The organism is Salinibacterium sp. (genome assembly GCF_031364185.1).
In the GTDB taxonomy this organism is placed as follows: Bacteria; Actinomycetota; Actinomycetes; order Actinomycetales; family Microbacteriaceae; genus Rhodoglobus.
Window position 1 is genome coordinate 1 of record NZ_JANLVV010000061.1, and the last position, 3037, is coordinate 3037.

A 3037-nucleotide genomic window follows, 5' to 3' on the forward strand; every position below is an offset into this window, starting at 1 on the left:
GCAGACCTACCTGACCGCCGGGCCGAAAGAGTCGCGCGCCTGGACGATCGGCAAGGGCTGGAAGGCCCCGCAGGCCGCGGGCGTCATCCATACCGACTTCGAGAAGGGTTTCATCAAGGCCGAGGTCATCGGATTCGCCGACCTGGTCGAGACCGGCTCGATCGCCGAGGCCCGCGCCAAGGGCAAGGCCCGCATCGAGGGCAAGGACTACGTCATGCAGGATGGCGACGTGGTGGAGTTCCGCTTCAACAACTGAATTGGATCTGAGCTTGATGATCGTCGCGGGCCCGATTTAGCGTTGAAAAACCAGTTCCAACTGCCCGTCAGGGCGCGGATCGGCAACGTGATGAGGCCGCATCGCAAGACGGTTGCCCCGACTGGAAGCGGTTGCGGTCACCGCCGTCATGGATGCCTTCAGAATGGCTTCGGTTCGTTCCTTCGACATGGCGAGACTCGATCAATGAATGTTGTCCGTCGAGACTAGACGGGTCGTTTTGTGAAGATGCCGCCGGGTGTCCGTTAGGAGGCTCACAACACCATGTGTTGGACGGATGAGGGCCGTCAGCGCGAACAGAATGTTGCGTCGGTACGGTCCAGTGTTCGCACCTACCTGTAATGTTTCCCGAACCTTGACAGCATGTTAGGTTTATCTAACACCGAGAGAGTGGTAGGTTTATCTAACATTTTGTCGATGTTCGGTATATGTGACGCACCAGGAGGTTCCCATGAGGATCAGCAAACCCGCAGACCTTGCACGCCTGGTCAAGACACGTCGTCAAGCTCACAGTCGCACGCAACAAGATGTAGCTGATGCCGCCGGAATCACCAGGCAGTCTCTCGCCCGCATCGAGCGCGGACACGGAGGCGTTTCGTTCGACACTCTCATCCTCATCCTCGACTATCTCGGCGTTCGCCTTGATGGGACACCGGTTGAAGAACTTGGCATCAGCACCCCGGGGAGCGCGAGCGCTCGCCTCACCCAGGGTTTCGACACCTCCGCCTTCACTCAGGCGGCACTTCACCAACTCCAGCCATCGCTCGACGCAATAACGGCATTGGCTACCGATGCCATTCGGAAAACCCTCGCCACCGCAGACTCGACAGCTACCGTTCGGAAATCGCTCGGTGCCATCACCGATGATGCGAGTCGTGCTCTGCTGCGATCGGCGATCGAAGCTGGTGATCCGGCCAGCCACACGACTGGTGACAACCCGCCCGCGGCGCTCGCCGAGAGCAAGAAGCGAGGTGGGCGATGATCAACTCGCTCGACGTCTATCTGTACGACGTGCATGTCGCGACGATCACGCGGCAGGGGGACAACCTCACCTTGCGGTACCTGCCCGCCTACGTCGCCAGCGATCAGCCGGTTCCGATCTCTGTTCAACTTCCAGTGGTGGCCGGCGCCGCTCCGGGGATCACTACCCGGCGATTCCTGGAGAACCTGCTTCCCGACCGGCCGGACGTCCGCGCAAAGTGGGCTCGGGATGCGAAGCTCACCAGCGACAGCGCGTTCGATCTCCTCACGGTGTATGGCGCCGATGTGGCGGGGGCGCTGGAGTTCTATCCGACTGGCACCGCGCGGCGCACTGTCTCTTATCTGACTCCGATTACTGACGAAGCGATTGCTGCCCGCATCCGCCAGATCCGGGCTGATGACTCTGATTGGCTCGGGCAGCGAGCGGTCGGGGAAGGGTTCTCTCTCGGCGGCGCTCAAGGCAAGTTCGCCCTCGCACACCGGGACGGCCAGTGGTTCGAACCCTCCGGACACCACCCCTCCACACACATCTTCAAGCCGGGCGTGCACACCCTTCCCGGATCCGACGTGACCGAACACATCACCCTCCAGGTAGCCCGGCAGCTCGGACTGAACGTTGCCAGCACCGAGGTCGGAGAGTTCGAGGGCGAGCACGTACTCATCGTGGAACGCTTCGACCGACTCAAGGAGGGAGACCGATACCTCCGCATCCACCAAGAAGACCTCGCCCAAGCCACTGGTGTCTCGTTCTTGAGCAAGTATGAAAGCGACGGCGGCCCTGGCTACCGAGACCTGTTCACCCTATTCGACCGTGAGTTGGATCCTGCGAACGCACGGGCGGCCAAGCTGCGGTTGGCGGAATGCTTCGTGTTCTCCTGGGTCGTCGGCCACAATGACGGCCACACCAAGAACTACTCCCTCAGCCACCTTCCCGGCGCCACGATTCTGTCACCGTTCTACGACCTCAACTCCTCTCTCCCATTTGAGCTCCCCTCGACCGTGCGCGCCACTGATTATCGAGCGTTCGACGAGGTCAAGCTCGCGTTCAGCATCGACGGCTCAGCCACCATCGGCAGCATCGGGCCCGCCAGCATTCGCGTGCTCGAGCGCGACGCTCAACTCCCCGAAGGCCACCTCGCAGAGTTCACTCTCACCGTCGCAGCAAGTCTCCAACCTGTCGTTGCCGACGTAATCGGGCATCTGCCGGACCAACTCCAGCAGATCGAGGCCGTGAAGCTCTACCCGTTCGCGACGTATGCGCAGACGCTTCGCGTAGGAGACCTGTTCCTCGCTTGACCGAGGCCGACCCGCCCGGCCCATTCAGTAGGGGATGGGAGCGCGTGGGAATCACGATCGTCCATGCTGGCAAAACGACGCTCTGAACGGATCGCTCGTCTCGTGGTGCGTTCCGAACAGGGCACACTGGAATGACCACGCAGTCATCGATCGAAGGAGACAAATGCCTGTCATAGCGATCATCGGAGCCGGACCCGGACTTGGCGCGGCGGTTGCCCGCAGGTTCGGGCATGAAGGATCTTCGGTCGCCCTGATCTCGCGTGACCAGTCGAAGCTCGACGCCATGGCCGCCGAGCTCGAAGCGATCGGGGTGACCGCCCGCGGTTTTGCCGCTGACGTTCTGAAGCCTGGGCAACTTGAGGATGCGCTTGCGCGTGCCGCGGCGGAGCTGGGCCCGATCACGGTGCTGCAGTACAGCCCGCTTCCGTCGCGCGACTACCTGAAGCCGGTGCTCGACCTGACTCCGGAGCTGGCGCTCGAGGCGCT

5 protein-coding genes are annotated in these 3037 nt (G+C 62.0%); 4 read left to right on the forward strand and 1 reads right to left on the reverse strand.

Features of this window, described 5'->3' with window-relative positions; translation table 11 throughout:
* Nucleotides 1–256: DUF933 domain-containing protein (locus tag RMN95_RS03160; RefSeq protein WP_309615511.1), on the forward strand; the 256-nt coding region annotated here is incomplete at its 5' end.
* A 36-nt stretch (nucleotides 257–292) separates the two neighbouring features.
* Here the strand turns inward: RMN95_RS03160 and RMN95_RS03165 are convergent.
* Nucleotides 293–445: a hypothetical protein gene (locus RMN95_RS03165; RefSeq protein ID WP_309615512.1), complete on the reverse strand. Its 153-nt coding sequence runs from the start codon at nucleotides 443–445 to the stop codon at nucleotides 293–295.
* A gap of 280 nt (nucleotides 446–725) precedes the next feature.
* Here RMN95_RS03165 and RMN95_RS03170 point away from each other — a divergent pair, with 280 nt between their 5' ends.
* The 3 genes from RMN95_RS03170 to RMN95_RS03180 all read left to right on the forward strand — a co-directional run.
* Complete coding sequence (locus RMN95_RS03170) at nucleotides 726–1256, forward strand: helix-turn-helix domain-containing protein (RefSeq protein ID WP_309615513.1); 531 nt, start codon at nucleotides 726–728, stop codon at nucleotides 1254–1256.
* Nucleotides 1253–2551 carry a HipA domain-containing protein gene (locus tag RMN95_RS03175; protein WP_309615514.1) on the forward strand — a complete coding sequence of 433 codons (1299 nt, stop codon included), beginning with the start codon at nucleotides 1253–1255 and terminating at the stop codon, nucleotides 2549–2551. The genes RMN95_RS03170 and RMN95_RS03175 overlap by 4 nt, the downstream gene beginning before the upstream one ends.
* Nucleotides 2552–2714: 163 nt before the next feature.
* Nucleotides 2715–3037 (forward strand): SDR family NAD(P)-dependent oxidoreductase (locus tag RMN95_RS03180; protein WP_309615515.1); only part of this gene is annotated, 323 nt, incomplete at its 3' end.

Coding starts and splice junctions, on each gene's coding strand:
- RMN95_RS03170 (WP_309615513.1), top strand. CDS start 726: ATGAGGATCAGCAAACCCGCAGACCTTGCACGCCTGGTCAAGACACGT.
- RMN95_RS03175 (WP_309615514.1), top strand. CDS start 1,253: ATGATCAACTCGCTCGACGTCTATCTGTACGACGTGCATGTCGCGACG.
- RMN95_RS03165 (WP_309615512.1), bottom strand. CDS start 445: ATGTCGAAGGAACGAACCGAAGCCATTCTGAAGGCATCCATGACGGCG.